Annotated in this window: 1 protein-coding gene; it reads left to right on the forward strand. The window is 57.4% G+C overall.

From position 1 onward, the window contains the following. Positions 1-146: 146 nt before the first annotated feature. Positions 147-1,210, forward strand: a 1,064-nt coding sequence (locus BUC08_RS24135) for a DDE-type integrase/transposase/recombinase (protein WP_073194663.1), incomplete at its 3' end; no start/stop codon positions are given.

The following is a 1,210-nucleotide window of genomic DNA, read 5'->3' on the forward strand; positions in this document are numbered from 1 at the left end:
TGTCGCGTAGCCCTTAATTGTGAGATGGGAAATCCAACGAAATCAACGGCTGAGCTTTGCCCTTAAATATGAGATTTTGCCTTTAATTCTGATATTTTTGCCCTTAAACCTGAGACAGGGTTCACAGACATTTGCGGCAAATATCGATGAATGATGATGGCGAAGACTCCGTTGCCGCTGGTGCAGAGGAGGCGCGCAGGGCAGCCGTTCTGCGTCCGCTTGTTCAGGCATACCTCAAAGGAACTGGCAGTCTGGAAAGTGGCATCAATGACGCCGTTTGGGAGCTTGGTGTCAGCAGGGCGACTATCTGGCGCTGGATAAAGCGTCTGGCCGAAGAGGGTGGGCGGACCAGCGCGCTGGCTTCTCGGAAACGGGGCCGCCCGACTGGTACAACCTTGATATCCGGCAAGGTGGAAGCGGTGATCGAAGAACATCTTCGCCGTTATTTCTTACGGCGGGAACGTCCAAGCCTGTCGCGCATCGTGACAGAAATCCGAAGCGCGTGCTGGCAGCAGGGCTTGCAACCGCCGACACGTCGGACGGTTCAGCGCAGGCTGGATGCAATGGATGCCCGCGAAATTGTCAAGGCACGCGAAGGCGCAAAGGCGGCCCGCCAGAAATTTGCGCCGGTCGTAGGCGACAACAAGGCAAACCGGCCACTGGAGGTCGTGCAAATCGACCATACGCCTGCGGACATCATTCTCGTCGACAGTTTTGAACGCCAACCAATTGGGCGGCCTTGGGTCACGCTGGCGATCGACGTCGCAACGCGGATGGTTACCGGATATTACACCTCTCTCGAGGCTCCTTCGCGTCTGTCGGTGGCGCTTTGCCTGACACAGGCTGTGGCCCCCAAGGCGGAACTTCTGGCGGAATTGGTGTGCAATGTTCCTTGGCCCGCGCAGGGTAAACCGCATAGCATCCACGTCGATAACGGGCGCGATTTCCGGTCGCGCGCCTTTCGGTCGGCCTGTGCCGATTGGGGGATCGATCTGGTCTATCGACCGCCAGCAAGTCCTCACTTCGGTGGTCACATCGAACGGTTGATCGGCACCATGATGGGGGCCGTTCACCTGTTGCCGGGAACAACGCAATCCTCGATCGCGGCAAAGGGCGACTATGACGCCGAAAGCAAGGCCACGATGACGTTGAGCGAATTCGATCGCTGGTTTGCTCTGGAAATCTGCCGTTACAACAACAGCATTCATTC

This window comes from Pseudosulfitobacter pseudonitzschiae (assembly GCF_900129395.1).
Lineage (GTDB): Bacteria > Pseudomonadota > Alphaproteobacteria > Rhodobacterales > Rhodobacteraceae > Pseudosulfitobacter > Pseudosulfitobacter pseudonitzschiae.